This window comes from Maridesulfovibrio sp. FT414 (genome assembly GCF_050916235.1).
GTDB lineage: Bacteria > Desulfobacterota > Desulfovibrionia > Desulfovibrionales > Desulfovibrionaceae > Maridesulfovibrio.
In genome coordinates, this window is sequence record NZ_CP104854.1 from 3,257,654 (window position 1) to 3,274,316 (window position 16,663).

The 16,663-nt window shown below is 52.7% G+C and carries 15 protein-coding genes; 5 read left to right on the forward strand and 10 right to left on the reverse strand.

The window, feature by feature from the left end:
* Positions 1-138: 138 nt before the first annotated feature.
* On the reverse strand, positions 139-1,311 hold the full coding sequence (locus N7E73_RS14500; RefSeq protein WP_432735611.1) for a diguanylate cyclase: 1,173 nt from the start codon (positions 1,309-1,311) through the stop codon (positions 139-141).
* A gap of 239 nt (positions 1,312-1,550) precedes the next feature.
* Here N7E73_RS14500 and N7E73_RS14505 point away from each other — a divergent pair, with 239 nt between their 5' ends.
* The 3 genes from N7E73_RS14505 to N7E73_RS14515 all read left to right on the forward strand — a co-directional run bounded on the left by N7E73_RS14505 (position 1,551) and on the right by N7E73_RS14515 (position 4,435).
* Positions 1,551-2,153, forward strand: coding sequence for a DUF445 domain-containing protein (locus N7E73_RS14505; RefSeq protein ID WP_432735612.1), 603 nt, complete (start codon positions 1,551-1,553; stop codon positions 2,151-2,153).
* 110 nt (positions 2,154-2,263) lie between these two features.
* Positions 2,264-3,220 (forward strand): tetratricopeptide repeat protein, encoded by a 957-nt coding sequence (locus N7E73_RS14510; RefSeq protein ID WP_432735613.1) that lies wholly within the window; start codon positions 2,264-2,266, stop codon positions 3,218-3,220.
* 15 nt (positions 3,221-3,235) lie between these two features.
* On the forward strand, positions 3,236-4,435 hold the full coding sequence (locus tag N7E73_RS14515; RefSeq protein ID WP_432735614.1) for a hypothetical protein: 1,200 nt from the start codon (positions 3,236-3,238) through the stop codon (positions 4,433-4,435).
* A 75-nt stretch (positions 4,436-4,510) separates the two neighbouring features.
* Here N7E73_RS14515 and N7E73_RS14520 read toward each other — a convergent pair whose 3' ends face one another.
* From N7E73_RS14520 to N7E73_RS14540, 5 genes are all read right to left on the reverse strand, one after another.
* The gene (locus N7E73_RS14520; RefSeq protein ID WP_432735615.1) at positions 4,511-5,398 is read right to left on the reverse strand and encodes a DMT family transporter; all 888 of its coding nucleotides are present in this window, start codon (positions 5,396-5,398) and stop codon (positions 4,511-4,513) included.
* Positions 5,399-5,719: 321 nt separating this feature from the next.
* Positions 5,720-5,977: a hypothetical protein gene (locus tag N7E73_RS14525; protein WP_432735616.1), complete on the reverse strand. Its 258-nt coding sequence runs from the start codon at positions 5,975-5,977 to the stop codon at positions 5,720-5,722.
* Positions 5,978-6,062: 85 nt separating this feature from the next.
* Positions 6,063-6,581, reverse strand: coding sequence for a ribosome biogenesis factor YjgA (yjgA, locus tag N7E73_RS14530; RefSeq protein WP_432735617.1), 519 nt, complete (start codon positions 6,579-6,581; stop codon positions 6,063-6,065).
* Between the two features lie 398 nt (positions 6,582-6,979).
* Entirely contained in the window at positions 6,980-7,864 is an 885-nt protein-coding gene (locus N7E73_RS14535) for a DMT family transporter (RefSeq protein ID WP_432735618.1), read from the reverse strand.
* Positions 7,865-7,869: 5 nt separating this feature from the next.
* Positions 7,870-8,304, reverse strand: coding sequence for a C-GCAxxG-C-C family protein (locus N7E73_RS14540; RefSeq protein WP_432735619.1), 435 nt, complete (start codon positions 8,302-8,304; stop codon positions 7,870-7,872).
* A 606-nt stretch (positions 8,305-8,910) separates the two neighbouring features.
* On the opposite strand from N7E73_RS14540, the gene N7E73_RS14545 reads away from it, so the two are divergent.
* Together N7E73_RS14545 and N7E73_RS14550 are read left to right on the forward strand one after the other, a co-directional pair.
* Entirely contained in the window at positions 8,911-9,387 is a 477-nt protein-coding gene (locus tag N7E73_RS14545; RefSeq protein ID WP_432735620.1) for an Lrp/AsnC family transcriptional regulator, read from the forward strand.
* A 141-nt stretch (positions 9,388-9,528) separates the two neighbouring features.
* A complete protein-coding gene (locus N7E73_RS14550; RefSeq protein WP_432735621.1) occupies positions 9,529-12,549 on the forward strand; it encodes a proline dehydrogenase family protein in 3,021 nt (1,006 codons plus the stop codon).
* Positions 12,550-12,664: 115 nt separating this feature from the next.
* Here N7E73_RS14550 and N7E73_RS14555 read toward each other — a convergent pair whose 3' ends face one another.
* From N7E73_RS14555 to N7E73_RS14570, 4 genes are all read right to left on the reverse strand, one after another.
* Positions 12,665-13,309 carry an ABC-type transport auxiliary lipoprotein family protein gene (locus tag N7E73_RS14555; RefSeq protein WP_432735622.1) on the reverse strand — a complete coding sequence of 215 codons (645 nt, stop codon included), beginning with the start codon at positions 13,307-13,309 and terminating at the stop codon, positions 12,665-12,667.
* A 243-nt stretch (positions 13,310-13,552) separates the two neighbouring features.
* The gene (locus N7E73_RS14560; protein ID WP_432735623.1) at positions 13,553-14,698 is read right to left on the reverse strand and encodes an MlaD family protein; all 1,146 of its coding nucleotides are present in this window, start codon (positions 14,696-14,698) and stop codon (positions 13,553-13,555) included.
* 2 nt (positions 14,699-14,700) lie between these two features.
* Positions 14,701-15,507, reverse strand: a complete 807-nt coding sequence (locus tag N7E73_RS14565; RefSeq protein WP_432735624.1) for an ABC transporter ATP-binding protein — start codon at positions 15,505-15,507, stop codon at positions 14,701-14,703.
* A gap of 2 nt (positions 15,508-15,509) precedes the next feature.
* Positions 15,510-16,613 (reverse strand): ABC transporter permease, encoded by a 1,104-nt coding sequence (locus N7E73_RS14570; RefSeq protein ID WP_432735625.1) that lies wholly within the window; start codon positions 16,611-16,613, stop codon positions 15,510-15,512.
* Positions 16,614-16,663 lie beyond the last annotated feature (50 nt).

Below are 16,663 nucleotides of genomic sequence, written 5' to 3' on the forward strand. Positions count from 1 at the left end.
CACTGGCTGCCGGGAACAGGAGCTGATCGATGGACAAGCCTCCTGACATTTCCATCTTTTATTAAATCAAGTGCTGAAAATGACGGAACAGGTTTGTCCGCTTAGCGGAAGGGGGAAAATCTCAACGCAATCAGCCGGTCAGACAAAGGAGCTTTCACCGGTTTCGCAGGCGAAGTAGACTTTGTTTTTGCCCCGTATTTTTGATTTGTACATGTTGTCGTCGGCCCGTTTGAGAACATTTTCAAGCGGTTCTCCGGGGATGTACTGGGAAACTCCGATACTCATGGTCTTACGTACCGGCATGTCGCCTTTCGGGTAGTAGCATTCCCGTGCAACTGCCTTCCGGATTGCTTCCGCAACCTGTGTCGCCTTGCCGCCATCGGTTCCCGGCAGGATGATGAGGAATTCCTCGCCGCCGTAGCGGAAAGCCTGATCCGTGTACCGGATGGTCTCCTTGATAACCCGGCCGACTCGTTCAAGCACAACGTCTCCAGCGGCATGACCGTATGTGTCGTTGTATTTCTTGAAATCGTCCAGATCCATAAGAATCAGGCTCAAGGGGCGGTCAACCCTGTTGCAGGCTTCGACCTCCCGTATTGCTACTTCGATCATGTGACGGCGGTTGTAAAGTCCGGTCAGCTGGTCGGTGATGCTCATATTCTTGAAGCGTTCTTCACTTTCGCGCAGCTTTTCTTCGGCCCTCTTTCTTTCCGCCACCTCTTTTTCCAGCTCAAGGTTTTTCATGTCCAGTTCGTGCAGAAGCATGGCGAGCTGTGCAGCGTTGTCTTCCTGCAGTTCCTTGGCTTCCATCAGTTCTTCAATGAGCTCCTCGCGGCGAAGTTCATTTTCGCGTTCACTTGTAACATCATTGAAAATGCAGATGCAGTTGCGCAGACCGGAATCGCAAATTGTGACGTTGGCTACAGTCAGGTCAACAAAGCGGATTTCCTGCTGCTTGTCCAATATGGACAGGCTGAGGCTGGATTTGGCATCAGGGGTGCAAAAGAGGTTCTGCAGATATTCCTGGCCGTCCAGGTCATGCCTGGCGACAAGAAAGATATGCAGTGGGGAGCCTGCTGTTTCGGATTGGGTATAGCCCGTAATATCACTGAATGCAGCATTGGTGAGCAGGATCTTTCCCTCTCCGTCCAAAACGGCAATAGCAGAGCCTGCATGATCAAAGAGTGTCCTGAATCTGGTCTGACCACATTCAGGGCATTTCTCAAGAACATGCCTTTTCAGATCTTCATGCGTTTGCTTCAACGCATGGAATTCTTCAAGGATGGTTTCCGTATCAGGAAAATTGTTCACGACTCCCCTCCAGTGATGATTCCCCTAATATTTGGGGATGTATACTACGCTTATTGCGGGACTAAGCAAGGAGTATTTTGCGTTTAAAAAATTTTAATTTACTCAATGTGCAATTTTTCATTCTCATTCATAGTCAGGAGTCTTAATTCTCTTGCTCTTTCCTCTATTTTGGACAAATATGAGCCCCGCGTTTTAAGTGCCCTGATTTATTTTGAATAAAATGAGGATTCAATAATACAATGATCACAATGAAGCTTCTGCTTTCTCCGGTTATATGTGCTCTTATCGGCTGGTTCACTAACTATCTGGCCGTGAAAATGCTGTTTCATCCACGCAATCCTATCAAAATCGGGCCGTTTACCGTTCAGGGGATCTTTCCGAAGCGGCAGAAGGACCTTGCCGCCCGTCTCGGAGAAATGATCGAAAGGGAACTTATTTCGCATACCGACATTAAAAATGTCATTCATGATCCGGACTTTATCAATAAGCACAAGGATGTTGTCCTTGAGTATCTGGATGTTTTCTTCCGTGAGAAACTTGCCAGCCTGCATCCTATGGTGGGAATGTTTCTCAATGATGAAACCATGAAGACTGTAAAGGGCATGCTTTCAAAGGAGCTGGATGAAATGCTCCCCAGGCTGATTGAGACTACATCCTCCCAACTGGAGTGCAAGCTTGATTTCAAGTGTCTGGTTCAGGACAAGGTGGAATGTTTTTCCATGGATCAGCTTGAATCAATCCTTTTTTCAATCATGAAGAAAGAGTTTAAATTCATTGAAATTGTCGGCGGGGTACTCGGTTTCCTCATCGGCCTCATTCAGGTGCTAATCTTCATGTTATAAAATAAAGACAGCTAAAGAATTGTTAATCCCTTCTGCGTGTATTATTATATATGTAGAAGGGATTTGTTTTATGGGGGTCGCTAACTACAACTCCGTCCCAGGAGGTTGTTGTGAAGAGACTTGTTTTATTGGCTGTCTTTTTGGGGCTGTTGTTTGCCGCTGGCTGCGCCAAACTTTCAGGTCCATACTATCTGAATAACCACAAGTACCGGGAAGGGATTAAGGCGTTTTCCGAAAAAGTTGTGGAAAACCCCAACGATGCCGACTCTGCATATTATCTGGGGCGTTACTATCTGGCGCTTAAAAAGCCCAGAGAAGCCCTGCCTTACACGCTGAAAGCAGCGGAGCTTGAGCCTGACAACACCGACTATCTGTTCTGGATGGGTGTGAATTACTGGGCCCTTAAACAGTTTGATAAGGAAAGGGATGCCTACCAGAAGGTTCTCAAGCTTGATCCTGACCACATCTCCGCCAATCTCTATCTCGCCCACAGTTACCTTGATGCAGGAAAGCTTATTGAAGCGCTGATCCTCTATGACAAGGTTATCAAACTCGACAAGTACAATCCTGAAGCTCTCTACAACCGGGCCGACATCCTCGGACGCCAGGGTAAGAAGGATGATGCCGTAAAGGCATGGAAGAAGTTCCTTGAGTATTACCCTGATGGTGCACTGGCCATGAGCGGAACCCAGAAACTCAATCAGCTCGGCGATTTCACTTACCGCAATTTCATATTCGGCAATCGCAATGTGACTCTCAAGTCGGTCAAGTTCAAACCGGGAGAGATTGATTCGGACCTCGAGAGCAAGAATTCTCTGCATGTGATTGCTGCAATGATGGAAGAAAATAAGAAACTCAGTTTTCACATTGTGGCTTACGTGAAGGGTGACAGGAATCTTGCCAGGGAACGGGCAAAAGCAGTGCGAGACTACATCCTTGGCGGACACCCGGATTTTGATCCTGCGCGCATGCCGCTCAGCTGGTTCGGTGAGGCGGAGGAAGTAAATAGTTCCGGTAAGACTTTCAAGCTGGACGAATCCTTACAGTTTATAACTGTAGTAAACTAGGGGAGGGAGGAGTCTATGAAAAATACTGTTAAAAGAATTTGGTGGTGGCTTGGTGTTCTGGGGCTTTGTCTGCTGCTGGTCGTTCCGGTGGCAACAGCACAGGACACTGCCGGTGAGACAACTGATCCCGGCGTGACAACTGAACCTGCTGATACCGGAGTAACGGATCCGGGCACAACAGATCCGGGAACCGGAGAGGAAGCGGAAGCCGACGTGCCTGATGCTCCGGCCTTTGCAAATCCGGCACAGGCTGCAAAGGCTGAGGCCCTTGCGGCTGCCGACGCCGCAGCCAAGGCCGAGGAATTCGGAGAAGCCATTGATGCCGCCGAGGCTGAGGTGGCCGGTGCTCAGGCAGAAGTTGATGCCGCACAGGCCAGCGTTGATACCGCTGCCACGGAAGTCGCTGCTGCAAACGATGCAGTGGCAACGGCCAATGATGCTGTTACTGCTGCCAATGATGCCGTTGCCGCAGCAACGGCGGCTGTTGAAGCGGCCACAACTGCTGATGACCCTGATGCCCTTGCTGCAGCTGAAGCAGATCTGGCAGCCGCAAATGAAGCTCTGGATGCTGCGAACAGTGACCTGACTACCGCGCAGTCCGGCCTTGAAGCCGCAGAGGCAAGCCTTGCATCTGCGGAGACTGATCTCGGCACTGCCCAGGCAGATCTTGAAGCGGCAAGAAGTACCGCTGACGAGACTCTGGCTGCGGCATCCGCTGTGGATGTTGATGCCATTGCCTCCATGCGTGCTCAGGGAATGGGCTGGGGTGAGATAGCTCTTGAACTTGGTGTTCATCCCGGAACCCTTGGATTGGGACACCAGAAGCAGGCACAGGTTCGCGAAGTGGCGGCCACCGCCACTGCAACTTCCAAGGGGGCCGGACTCGGCGCTCAGGTGGGACGTGCCACGTCGAGAAATACCAAGTCCGGTGTATCCAAGACTCCGGGTGTTGCCGGCGGCAAGGGTGAAAAGTCCATCGGACTCAGCCGTGCTTCTGACAAGGCTCAGAGCGGCGGAAAGGGATCTGATTCCTCTGCTGGCGGAGCAGCTTCCGGCGGACGCGGAAATTCCGGTCGCGACAGTGCCGGTAATGCCGGCAGCAGTGCCGGATCCAGCGGAAAGAGCAGTGCCAGTTCCGCCAATGCCAACAGCGGCAAGGGTAACTCCAATGCCGGTGGCAACGGTAAGGGCGGAGGACGCGGAAACAATAAGTAATCTTAGAACGAATTAAAAAACAAATCCCCCGGAACGGACGTTCCGGGGGATTCTTTTTTGGGAGCTTCGAAATTTCTACGCGCTTTTTCTGTCCTGCGAAATTATGACTCCGCCCATGACCAGTCCTGCGGCAACAAACTGCATGGAAGTGAATGTCTCGTCGAGAATCAGCCAGCCCAGTATGAGGGTGAATACCGGGATCAGGTTGACGTATGCAGTGGTCTGGTTGGCGGGCAGTTTGCTCATTCCGTAGTTGTAAAGACCGTAGGCTCCAAGCGTGATGCAAACCCCCAGATAAACGATTGTCCCCACTGCCAGCGGGTCGAAGACCGTGGGCATGGTTGTTGACGGCAGGGCCAGCAGCGGAAGGTAGAATACCGCACCCATGAAAGCCTGAAACGCGGTCAGGAACATGGCCGAGTAAAATGCGGTCATTTTCTTGAGGATGGTCATGTAGCCGACGGCGCAGCACATGGCCAGAAATTCCAGAAAGTTGCCGAGCATAGGGTCCGGAGCGCTTTCAGTTGATTCGGAGCAGAGCGAGAGCCATACTCCTCCGACGACCGCCAGCATGAATCCGATCCATGTTTTGCGGCTCAGCTTTTCATTAAGAACGAACCTTGCTGAAACAGCCATGAGCAACGGCAGCGTAGCGCAGATCATCCCGGCCTGTGCGGCTGATGTGTGGGTAAGGGCATGGCTCTCGAAGACGAAATACATGCATGGTTCGCAGAAGGCCATGACGGCCAGCCACTTGAAATCGCCCTTGCGGATGGGTTGTTTCCGGAAATTCGGAATGAAGAAGATAAAGCACAGTGAGGCAAGAATCATCCTGCCGAAGATTACAACCGTGGGGTCATAGACAGCCATGGCGATCTTCAGGGCGATGAATGAACTGGACCAGAGTATGACCGCTACGAGAAGGGCCACAACAGCAACATATTTCGACTGGAAAAAGGACATAACCGATTCTCACGTGATCCGGGTTTCCGGGTTCAGGCACACCCGTGCCCGGTTAAAGGAAAAGCACTCTCTTGGGTAATGGGAATTGTGCTGGATGATGCGGGTTTTCATGCCGGGGCAGTGTCTGCTGTTGCTGCAGGGTCGGGCTGGAGAAGCCTTGACTGGAGACAGCTCAGTCGCGTCCCGATTGAATAGGAGTTGTGATTTGCTTTGTCAACGGGATGTTATTTGCGGATCATGAAAAAGAATGGGGATTAAAATAAGAAAAAGCCCGGAGAGCTGTGTGCTTCCGGGCTTTTGGGTCAAACTATCCCTTGGGGATTATCTGCACCATGCAAGGAGGTTGAACGAACGGTATCCGGTGTCGGGATTTTCTGCGTAACGGCAACCGAGGTTGGAATCGTCGCGCTTGTTGATGATGTCCTGATCGGAGCCTACGTAATGAGGGCATTTGTTGTTATTGCACACAACAATGATTCCCCAGCCGGATTCGGGCGGTGCCAGCCAGGGGGAAAGAGCTTCTCCGCAATGCGGGCAGGTTCTTTCTTCCAGTTCGACGCCTTTGTAAGTATAAGTCACGGTAATTCTCCTTGATGTGTTCTTGAATCATGTGCTGTGAATAATTTCACAACAGTAAATTAAGGTTCCATTCGTGACAGTCAAGTCACTTCCCCTCAGATATTTCTCTCAAGGCCTTGAAAAGGGCCCGGAAGGATTTGGGAGGCTTGCCTCCATCCTTCTCCTTCTTGGCATTGCGGGCAAGCTGGGCCAGCCGCTGCCGATCTGCGCCGGGATAGAGTTCCACCAGCTCGTCAAGAACGGACATGTCGCCTTCAACAAGGGCGTCACGCCATTTTTCAAGCTTGTGGAATTTCTTGTTGCCCTCGCGGTTGCCGACCTCGATGTCCTCAATGAAATCAATGAGCGGCTGCGGATCAATGTCGCGCATCAGCCTGCCGATGTACTGCGTCTGGCGGCGTTTTGCCTCGTGTGAGGTCATGGACATGGCGTCCAGCACCTCTTCTATGAAATATTGGGGCAGCCCGCATTTCTTTACCAGCTCGGGACTGAGCTTCATCAGCTTCTCGGCCAGGTTCTGCAGGGCGGTCATGTCCCTTTTTTTCTGAGACCGGCTCGGGCCGGAATATTCATCATTGTTATAAAGATCTTCTACGTCATGCATATCTTTGCCTCCGGTGTTTGGGAAAAGGTCCGGTCCATAAAGGGATCTTTGCCTCCCACCCCTGAAATTCAAAGCCATGAAAGGCCCTGTCTCAGTGGCTTGTTGGAATTTTGGTGATGCTTTCTAAGTCTCTTTCCCGAATATCATAATCGGGGCGAGACTCATACCTGTTTAAACCGTCAGTCGTACTGAGTTGTTTTGGAGAAACGTTTCAGACGTTCTGTCGGGAAGCGGATTCGTCCGGTAACCGATTACGTTTCCAGACAGCGAGCCGATCAACCTTGTCGGCGGCGGGTGGCTATTGCGGCTGGGCGTTCAGTGCGGAACCAAAAATAAGCCCCCGGGAGAATTCGCTCGGGGGCATATTTAACTTTTTTTCAGTATAGCACAAGCGCGGATTATCTGCTGCGGTTTGTTATCCAGACTCCCGAGATGGTCAGGATTCCTCCGACCACAAGGAACATGTCGACCTGCTCTCCTAGCATGAATGCGCCCATGATGATGGCGGCAACCGGAACAAGGTTGATGAATATCCCGGTCTTGGCCGGACCGATTTCGCGGATGGCCTCGCAGTACCAGCTGAAGGCAAGGCCGGTTCCAAGGAAGGCAAGGAAGAGGATGCAGACCATGTCGGTGGCAGTTACTACAGCCAGTTCAGTTATCAACCCGTTGTAGAGTGCGGTGGGCAGCAGCATAATGGCACCGAAAAGGCAGGCCCAGTACACGGATTCAATGGGGCTGACCCGGGCCATGACCGGCTTTCCTCCCAGAGAATAAGCAGCCCAGCTGAAAACGCAGCCGATGATGCAGAGGTCCCCGAAGCTTGCTCCTTCGGTCAGGATAGACAGAGGGTTGCCGTGCCCGATGATGGTGGACACCCCGGTAAGCGCCAGCAGCAGGCCGAGCCCTTTGGCCGGGGTGAAGCGGTCCTTGAAGAATACCGCCGATCCCAGAGCTATGAAGGTCGGGGTTGCGGCAATGATCAGGGCGGCTCGTCCGGCGGTGAGCGTCTTGAGGCCGCTGAAGAATAATATGTTATAGAGGAATACCCCGGTCAGGCCGAGAAAGGCCAGTGGCAGGATGTCCCTTTTTTCGCAGCGCGGCATGCGTCCTGTGGTACGGCAGACCAGAAAGAACATGAAGATCGTGGCGAAAAAGAAGCGCAGGAAGGCCGCCGAATACGGTGTAAGATGTCCGGCAAGGACCCGTCCGGCGATCCATGTTCCGCCCCAGAAAAAAACGGAACCGAGAAGTTTGAGATAGAGCAGTCCTTTGGGTGACATATGAATTAAGAATTCTCCTTCAACAGGTTGATAACAAATTCGGCTGTTTCCTCCACCAGCGGGTAACAGACGTTTTCCTTTATTCCACCTTCCCTGAATTTTATGCGTCCTTCATCTTCAAGGAAATTGCAGCCGGTTATTTTATAGCAGTTCACGGAACCGAATCTGTTTGTGAACCAGTCGGTCATCTGCTGGGCAAGGTCATAGCAGAAATCGAGGTCCTGATCAGCGTTGCTTCTGCCGTGCAGCAGGCTTATGAGCAGCAGTGCTCCCTGATATGCACCGCAGGTTCCGCAGGTGCGGGATGTGCCTGAACAGAACACAGTTGCCATACCCGGTATGGCCGGATTATTAATGTTCAGTGCTTCCGCTCCTTCAAGCAGCACGCTTTCGGCACACAGGAATCCGTTCTCAAAATAACAGCGTGACTTACCTTTCATGAAACACTCCTCGGTTCGGGCCTTTTCGAGGCTTTTCCGTGAATAATCTTCTTTGGTGTATGTAAAGCGGGCAGGGGGTAAATTGACGATTTGCCCGATGCAGCGCGAAAGTGTTTGGTATATGCAGATAAAAGTGCGGTTCTGATTGCGCGTTCCGAATATTGTTCTCTGCGCTTGCCTTATTCTGCTAAATCACATAATATGCGAACTAAATTCGTCAAGTGTTGCCTGACTTCTAAATCACTATCCGGCATTTTGCAATGCAGTAATCTGCGCTTCCGCCTTCAGCACGATATTTTCCGGCTTTTTGTTGACCGGTTTCACTGTTGTAATTCCAACAGTGTTTCTCGTTTCAGTTGTTTTATACAAAATTGTTTGTATTTTGTTTCCGGTGTTACATTTTTGGTTGATTCTCCAATCAGGTGTGTCCCGGTTCTAATGAATAATTTTGTGTTCATTAGTCGAAAATTCTGTTAATAGAGGAGTGCTGGAGAAAAAAATTCACTTACCTGGCTGTTTTGCCTAACTTTTGATGGATAGTATATCCGTGTACAGTCCTTTTCACTTGACAAAACCTTTTAAATTGAATTTTATTCTTGGAAAGAGATGAATAAGAGAAAGATTGACGAAACAGATCGTAGAATTCTGACAATACTTCAGAATAGTGGCAGGGTCTCCAACGCTGATATCGCCCGCAAGGTAGGAATGGCTCCTTCTGCAGTGCTGGAACGGGTACGCAAGCTTGAGCGCAAGGGTGTGCTGGTCGGCTATGAAGCCATTGTCGATCCCAAGTCCGTGGGACGGTCCCTTACCGCCTTCATCTTTGTCAACGTGAACGAAGGGGTAGGAGCAACCTCAACCGGCAACGAACTGGCAAAGGTTCCCGGTGTTCTGGAAGTGCATTACTGCGCCGGCCGGGACAGCTACCTGATCAAAGTGCGTTGTGAGGATACCGACGGACTGGCCATCATGCTCGGTCAGATCGGGCGTATTGAAACCGTCCGCGACACCAACTCCACCATTGTTCTGAACACCATCAAGGAATCGCGTGCGATTCCTCTGGATGATGAAGATTTTGATTAACAGCAGACTGTGACAACCCCCGTGGACCGGCCCGGCATAGCAGCCGGGGCACGGTTTATGGTAATCCGGCTGGAGGGATGGTTTTTGATCGGTCTGCAGAATTCGTTTTGAAGAACAATTAAAAATCAAGGAGAATCAGGTATGAATGTAGAAATCTCCACCCTCGACAGCCAGATTATCGAGCGAGGAAAGCAGTTTTTCGGTTCCATTTCCGGCGAGGCACCTTCGGTTTTCAATAAGGGCTGGTGGACCGGTAAGGTCATGGACTGGGCAATGAAGAATGAGGATTTCAAGGTCCAGATGTTCCGGTTTGTGGACGTTCTGCCCTATCTGAATACCTCTGAATCACTTTCCAGACACATCGAAGAATACTTCGCTGCTGACGACAGCAACATCCCCGACGTGCTCAAATGGGGCGCAACCAAGACCGGTTTCGGCGGCGGCCTTGTGGCCAAGGTGCTCAACAAGACCATCCGGGCCAACATTGAAGGTATGGCCCGCCAGTTCATCATCGGTCAGGAAGCCAAGGAAGCGGTCAAGGGTATCCGCAAGCTGCGTAAGGACGGGTTCGCCTTTGTTCTCGACCTGCTGGGCGAAGCCACTGTTTCCTCCGAAGAAGCCGATGCCTACCGTGACGGTTATCTTGAAGTTCTCGACGCCATTGAAAAGGAATACAAGAAATGGGACGGTCTCGACACCGGAGGAGAACTTGACTGGGGACACGCTCCCAAAATCAATGTCGCTGTAAAGCCCTCCGCATTCTACTCCCAGTCCAAGCCTGTGGACATAGAGGGAACAGTGGAAGGGATGATTGCCAACATTGAGCCCGTCTACAAGAAAGTGATGGGTATGGGCGGCTTCATGTGCATTGATATGGAAGCTCTCAAATATAAGGAGCCCACCGTTGAGATGTACAAACGTCTGCGTAAAAAGTATTCCGACTACCCTCATATCGGAATCGTTTTCCAGGCCTACCTCAAGAGTGTAGAAAAGGATGTTGCCGGACTGATCGAGTGGGCCAGAGAGGAGAACCTGCCGATCTCCATCCGTCTGGTAAAGGGTGCCTACTGGGATTACGAGACCGTTATGGCCAAGCAGAACGACTGGGAAGTTCCGGTCTGGACCCGCAAGCCCGAATCGGACATGGCCTATGAGCGCACAGCCAAGATGATTCTCGAAAATCACGATATATGCCATTTCGCCTGCGCATCCCACAACATCCGCACCATCTCGGCAGTAATGGAAATGGCCAAGTCTCTGAATGTTCCCGATGAAAAGTACGAGTTCCAGGTACTTTACGGAATGGCCGAACCCGTACGCAAGGGCCTGAAGAATGTCGCCAAGCGTGTCCGTCTTTACTGCCCCTACGGCGACCTGATTCCCGGCATGGCCTACCTTGTACGCCGCTTGCTGGAAAACACCGCCAACGAGTCCTTCCTCAAGCAGACTTTTGCCGATGAAGCGGATGTGAACATTCTGCTTGAAAATCCGGAAAAGACCCTTGAGCGTGAACTCGCCGCAAAGCCGCGCAAAACCGGCAGGAAGATCCCCGAAGGCGAACTGCCGCCGTTCAACAACTTCCCTCCCGCGGACTTTACTCTTCCGGAACAGCGAGCTGCCTTCCCGGCTTCCATTGCAAAAATACGCAAGGACATGGGAAAGCGGTATCCGCTTTACATCGGCGGTCAGGAAGTTGTGACCGGCGATACTCTGGACACCTACAATCCTGCGGATACCTCAGAGATCATCGGCTCCGTCTGTCAGGCCGGAACTGCCGAAGTTGACAAGGCCGTTGCTGTTGCAAAGAAAGCCTACATCGACTGGCGCAATGTTTCTCCACGTGAACGTGCAGGTTATCTGCTCAAGGCTGCACAGTACCTTAAGGACAACATCTACGACATGTCCGCTCTTCAGGTGCTGGAAGTAGGCAAGCAGTGGGATCAGGCTCAGGCAGACCTTGCCGAAGCCATCGACTTCCTTGAATACTATGCCCGCGAGATGATCCGGCTCGGCGATCCCAGACGCATGGGTAATGCCCCCGGTGAATACTCCCAGTATTTCTATCAGGGCAAGGGGGTGGCCGCAGTAATCGCTCCGTGGAACTTCCCGCTGGCAATCAGTGTGGGCATGGTCTCCGCTGCCATTGTTGCCGGATGCCCGGTTGTGTACAAGCCTGCCGGAATTTCCTCCGCAGTCGGCTACGGTCTGGTTGAAATGTTCAAGGCAGCCGGACTGCCTGAAGGCGTATTCAACTACATTCCCGGACGCGGTTCTGTCATGGGCGACCACCTTGTTGATCATCCGGACATCGCAGTCATCGCATTCACCGGTTCCATGGAGGTCGGTCTGCGTATTCAGGAACGTGCCGCCAAGGTTCATCCCGGTCAGGAACAGTGCAAAAAGGTCATCGCCGAAATGGGCGGCAAGAACGCAATCATCATTGACGACGATGCCGATCTCGACGAAGCCGTGCTTGGCGTGCTTTATGCCTCCTTCGGCTTCCAGGGTCAGAAATGTTCCGCCTGTTCCCGCGTGATCGTACTTGATGCCATTTATGACCGTTTCGTGCACCGCCTCAAGGAGGCTGCCGAGTCCGTTAAGCTCGGACCTGCTGAAGATCCTGCTAACTATATGGGACCGGTCGTGGACAAGGGGGCACAGAAGAACGTTCTCGAATACTGCAGAATTGCCGAATCCGAAGGCAAGGTGCTGGTGAAGCGTGAAGTGTCTCCTGAACTGCAGGCCAAAGGCTGCTACGCCCCCATGCTGATCGTGGAAGGCATCAACAAGGGGCACCGCATTGCTCAGGAAGAGGTCTTCGGTCCTGTTGTTGCCGTCATGCGGGCCAAGGATTTCGACGAAGCCATCGATATTGCCAACTCCACCAAGTTCGCGCTTACCGGTGCTGTTTATTCCAGAAGCCCCAAACACCTTGATCTTGCCACCCGTGAATTCCGTGTCGGTAACCTTTACCTCAACAAGCCCAGCGTAGGTGCTCTTGTTGAAAGGCACTCTTTCGGCGGATTCAAGATGTCCGGTGTCGGCTCCAAGTCAGGCGGCCCCGATTACCTGCTGCAGTTCATGGACCCGCGTCTGGTTTGCGAAAACACCATGCGTCGCGGTTTTGCACCCATCTCCGAAGATGACGACTGGGTAGCATAGACAGCTTACTGAAATCTGAACATAAACCCCCGGCAGACTCCGTTAAGCTCTGCCGGGGGTTTTCTTTTTGAAGCGGGATGCCTCCGGCGGCCAAAGGGCCGCGGGTCCTAAAAAGTTATCCCACCAGACCTGCGAGATCTTTTTCCAGCTCCTCGAAGATTTCTTTTATTCCCTGATTCATCGCATCTATCAGCTCGTCTGCAGAGTTGCCTTTCATGGGTATTTCACGGCTGAAGTTGCGGGAATAGATGATGGGGATGGCCGCTTTGTTGTTGTCCAGCAGGAAGAACTGCATGTTGAGCACGGCTTTGGGTTGCGGCTGTGAATAGTCTCCGTAGATGGAGTTTACGATTCCTTCGAGCAGCAGTTCTCCGGTCACCATGCTTTCCGGGCCGAGGACATTGGCAAAAAGCCCTGAATCAGACATCCACAGCCGCAGTTCCTGAGTCATGAGGGCTGCCGGGGGGATGAAGAACGAGTTGTAGTAATCAGCTTCATACGCGTTGGGACCGATTTTGTAGACAAGATCCCGGTCCTCGTAGCGCGGGGAAATCTTCACCCGCCGGATGATCAGGGTCTTGGCTGATTTGGCCTGACTTGCGGGGCTGTCGTCCCGTTTCACGTCAATGGTGAAATACTTGCGATCAAGGGAGGGACGGTCGAGTTTGACGCAGCCGCCGGCGAAAATCAGCAGACAGAGGGTAAAAAGCAGTCCTGCCGAACCGTATAGACATGACTTTGTAAGGGTAAAGCGTCGCATTTATTTCTCCATTATGCGGATTGAAACCGCTTATAGCCTGTGATCAAACTTGGTTGGCTAGTCTGAGTAGTTCACCAATTCAATCAGAACATGCCGTTTTATAAATTAAAAAACAGCTGCTTGTGCAGGTAAATTTGTTCTCTCATCTTATGACGCGTGGTCAATTCCCGTAGCGAAGCACGTTGAAAGTTTTTGGGACTCTTAAACCCTTTTCCAGAAAGGGCTTAAGCCGCCGGAGGCATCCTATTTTACCTGACCCTTTTTAGGCGGTTCTCCGAAGAGCACGCCGGACGGGTACTGTCTTGCTTCGTTGCTTAGTTCCCGCAGGTTTTCGACCAGCCTGCGCACGTTGTCCAGAATGGCCTCTATGTTACCCTGCTGCCCGGCAACTGTCATGTTGACTCTTGAAAGCGTTCCCTCGAAGCGCACCGCGGCGGCCTTGATCTTGTCCGAAGCCTCGCTGATGTTGTTCAGGGTCGTTGAGAGGTCGGTCAGGGTCTGCTTGGTCTGGTTGCTTGTCAGGTAGGTCTCGACCCCTCCGGCCGCTCTTTTGGCGCTGGCCGAGGCGGTGCGGATATCCTTCATGGCGGCAATGATGTCACCCGAAGAGTTTTCCATGACTGTACGCAGGTTGCGGGCTGCAACGGCAACATCTGGCATTACAGTGTCGATCTCGGGTGCTGCCAGCAGCCGGTTGAGCCGGGAGAGGAATTTTTCCGCCTCGGTCAGGGTTCCGGTCAGCCTTTTGCTGATTTCCCCGGTATCGGAGTTGGACAGGAACCGCTCCATGCTCTGGGCCACGGCCCTGACGTCTTCAATGGCATCGGCGATGGAAGCCTTGTTGATGTCTTCAAGGGTTTCGCTGATGGACGCCACGGCCCCTTCAACCCTGCTGAGCATTGAGGGGGCTGAGGGTACATAAAGATACTTGGGTTTCCATGCGATCTTCAGCGGCTGGTTTTTGTCCGGGTCCACGTAGTCTATTTCAAGGAACAACTGTCCGGTAAGGCCCAGGGAGACCGGGCGGGCGCGCAGCCCCCTGTCCACCTCTGTACCCAGATAGCGCATCAGGTCCGTAACTTCCTTGGTCTTGAACATCTCGTGGTTCAGGTCTCCCTGCACATAAACGTAGCGCAGTTCGGTCTGATCCATGGTCATGTAGTGGTCGGTGACAAAACCGATTTCACTTACCGAGCCGATCTTTACCCCCCTGAACTTGATGGGGGACCCCACTTCCAGTCCGTTGACTGATTCATTCAGGTAGGTTTCCATTTTGATGGAATTCTCGAAAAGTTTCCCGGCTCCGAGGATGGCCAGAACCGACACCAGCAGCATGGTGCCAACAATTATGAAAAGTCCCAGCCGGAACGGGTTGGTTTTGCGGCTCATATTTACTCCGTCCCCGTGCTGTCTGTGGCAGACGGGGATTTTTCTTTATTCAGGTCAAGGCTGCGCAGGAAAAAGCTGCGCACGGTCGGGTGGTCGGATTCATCGCGCAGTACGCGCGGGTCGCCTTCGGCGATGATCCCTTTGGTGTTCCTGTCGAGCATTATTACTCGGTCGGCTACTGAAAAAATTGACTGGAGTTCGTGGGTGACGATTACAAAAGTAACACCCAGCGAGCGGGAGAGGTTGCGGATCAGTTCATCAAGCTCCGCCGAGGTGATGGGGTCAAGCCCTGCGGAGGGTTCGTCGAGAAACAGAATTTTCGGGTCCAGGGCCATGGCCCGGGCAATGGCCCCGCGTTTGAGCATGCCCCCGGAAAGTTCGGACGGCATTTTGTCGGCAGAGGCTTCCAGTCCGACAAGGGAAAGTTTCATGCGCGCGGTGTAGTCCATGGCCTCGCGGGGCATGGAGGTGAATTCCTCCAGCGGCAGCCGCACGTTCTCCAGCAGGGTCATGGAGCCGAACAGCGCGCCCATCTGGTACATGACTCCGATGCGGCGCAGAATATCGAGCCTCTTGTTGCCCCATGCGGAGCCTATGTCGTCCCCGTCGATGAGGATTTCACCGCCTGCCGGGGGGTAAAGTCCGATCATATGCTTCAGCACGGTACTTTTTCCGCATCCCGACCCGCCGAGGATGATGAATATTTCACCCTTGCGCACGTCAAAGGAGATGTTGTCGATGATGACAGAATCCCCGTAGGCGCAGGTAAGGTTGCGTACGTCAATAATTGTTTCGTTGTTTCCAAGCACCGTCAGATACCCGCCAGAAAGAATATCACCGCGAAAAGTCCGTCAAATACCGCGATAAGGATAATGCCGCTGACCACCGCGCTGGTGGTGGAGTCGCCCACTGCACTGGCCCCGGATCTGGTAACCAGTCCGCGCTGGCAGCCGATCCCGGCTACAAGGAAGCTGAAAACCACCGCCTTGAGCATGCCCCCGTTGAAATCCGCCCAGTGTACGTTCTGGAAAACTCGACCGCAGTAGGTAGCCAGCGGATAGTCCATGGAGAGCATTACCAGAGCGCCGCCCACAAGAGACATGAAGTTGAAAAACAGTGTCAGCAGCGGGGTGACGAAAACCGTGGCCAGCACCCTCGGCAGCACCAGAAAATTGACCGGGTTGAGCCCCATGGTATTGAGTGCATCCAACTCCTCGTTCACCTTCATGGTCCCGATTTCAGCGGCAAAGGCCGAACCGGTTCTTCCGGCAAGCAGGATCGCCGTGACCATCGGTCCCAGCTCCCGGAACATGACCAGTCCGAGCATATTGGGAACAAATATTTCCGCGCCGAAGCGCATGAGGGAAACTGCGGACTGGAAGGACATGATCAGTCCCATCAAAAAACCGATGAGCAGAATGATCGGAAGACCGTCGGCCCCCACTTTTTCGCAGGTAAGCCAGAAGTCTGGCCAGCGGATGCTGTTGCGCCGGGTGGCCGTGTCCATGGCTGCCAGAACGCAGTTGCCGGTAAATTCGATCTGGGCGCGCATGTCTGCGGCAACGGCCTGTCCGGACAGCCCTACCGAGGTTATCCAGCCCCGAATCCCTGATAATCCACCGGATGCTGAGGCTGGAGGTGCGGCTTTGTCCACGTCGAAAAGGTTCAGGAAGCGTTCGAATTCAGGCTTCAGTCCGGTAACGCGCAGAGTTCCGCCTTTATCCCGGCAGAGCACCTGCAGCATCATGAAAAGCGAAGCCCCGCCGCCGTCGAGATAGTCAATCCCGGAGCAGTCCACTTCCCTTGCCCCGGACCCTACGGCAGAGCGGGCCTTGTTCCAGACCTCACCCGCACCTTCGGCGTCGAGGCGGCCGGATATTTTCAGGGTTCCCCCCGATTCTGCGAACTTAATCAAGCCTGATCCTGTTGTTTTATCATTCGTATCATTGCCAGTTATACCCCTGA

Coding starts and splice junctions, on each gene's coding strand:
- N7E73_RS14560 (WP_432735623.1), bottom strand. CDS start 14,698: ATGAGCCGCAAAACCAACCCGTTCCGGCTGGGACTTTTCATAATTGTT.
- N7E73_RS14555 (WP_432735622.1), bottom strand. CDS start 13,309: ATGCGACGCTTTACCCTTACAAAGTCATGTCTATACGGTTCGGCAGGA.
- N7E73_RS14520 (WP_432735615.1), bottom strand. CDS start 5,398: ATGTCCTTTTTCCAGTCGAAATATGTTGCTGTTGTGGCCCTTCTCGTA.
- N7E73_RS14545 (WP_432735620.1), top strand. CDS start 8,911: ATGAATAAGAGAAAGATTGACGAAACAGATCGTAGAATTCTGACAATA.
- N7E73_RS14505 (WP_432735612.1), top strand. CDS start 1,551: ATGATCACAATGAAGCTTCTGCTTTCTCCGGTTATATGTGCTCTTATC.
- N7E73_RS14540 (WP_432735619.1), bottom strand. CDS start 8,304: ATGAAAGGTAAGTCACGCTGTTATTTTGAGAACGGATTCCTGTGTGCC.
- N7E73_RS14515 (WP_432735614.1), top strand. CDS start 3,236: ATGAAAAATACTGTTAAAAGAATTTGGTGGTGGCTTGGTGTTCTGGGG.
- N7E73_RS14550 (WP_432735621.1), top strand. CDS start 9,529: ATGAATGTAGAAATCTCCACCCTCGACAGCCAGATTATCGAGCGAGGA.
- N7E73_RS14535 (WP_432735618.1), bottom strand. CDS start 7,864: ATGTCACCCAAAGGACTGCTCTATCTCAAACTTCTCGGTTCCGTTTTT.
- yjgA (WP_432735617.1), bottom strand. CDS start 6,581: ATGCATGACGTAGAAGATCTTTATAACAATGATGAATATTCCGGCCCG.